Raw genomic sequence first — 1,065 nt, 5'->3', positions numbered from 1 at the left:
GATTTCGGGGCTGATCCTACTGGTCTTCGTGACGTTGCATCTTGCCAATCACGCGCTGAACCTGATCTCTCTGGATGCTGCGGAAAAAGGCCGGCTGTGGTTCACCGCTATCTGGCGCAATCCGGTCGGCACCGTCCTTCTTTATGGCTCGGTTCTCGTTCACATCGCGCTCGTCATGCGTTCACTCTATCGGCGCCGCACCCTCGTCATGCCATTTAGGGAAGCGCTACAGATTATTCTCGGCATTCTTATCCCTCTGTTGATCATTGAACACGTGATTGCAACACGCATCAGCTCCCAAATCATGGGCACGCAGGACGTCTACGCGTTTGTCATCCGCTCGCTATGGATCAACTCACCGATGAACGGTTTGCGCCAATCGATTGCCCTTGTCGTGGTCTGGACGCATGGCTGTATAGGAGTCCATTTCTGGCTGCGCTATCGCCCGTGGTACTACAAGGCCGCACCCTTCCTTTTGACCTTTGCCATTCTCCTGCCGGTGCTGGCCCTGCTTGGATTTGCCAGTACGGGACGCATACTCGCCAGCGAGCCACCGCAATCCAGCAGCGGGTACGGCCCGGCGGGTACAAGCACCGGCTACGGCGGTTCGAAGAGCGATGACGCCGCATATTCATTTGCAACGACCGAAGTCCGCAAGGAACGGGTGCAGATGACGAAATACGCACTCTATGGCGGATTTGCGGGCACGTTGTTGACTGTTTTTGCCATGCGCACACGTCGCAGCTGGCGCGAACGGACTGACCAGATCGAAATCCGTTATCCGGAGGGGCAAATCGTCAACGTTCCGCGCGGCTTCAGCGTGCTTGAAGCGAGCCGACTCGGTGGGATCCCGCATTATGCGGTCTGCGGTGGTAAAGGCCGCTGCTCGACCTGCCGTGTCCAAGTCGTTTACGGCGCGGCATCACTACCGAGACCCGAATCCACTGAGCTGACAACATTGAACCGCATCAACGCAGATCCCGGCGTACGGCTCGCCTGCCAGTTGCGGCCCCTAACCGATATCAGCGTCGTTCCGCTGCTTGTGCCTACCGTGGAAGGCACGCT

Annotated in this window: 1 protein-coding gene; it reads left to right on the top strand. The window is 58.0% G+C overall.

Features of this window, described 5'->3' with window-relative positions; all coding sequences use genetic code 11:
* A partial coding sequence (locus tag ACXJ5O_RS27985; RefSeq protein WP_457302760.1) for a 2Fe-2S iron-sulfur cluster-binding protein occupies positions 1-1,065 on the top strand: 1,065 nt, incomplete at both ends.

It is taken from the genome of Phyllobacterium sp. P5_D12, assembly GCF_054049495.1.
This window is presented reverse-complemented; position numbering and strand designations above follow the sequence as displayed.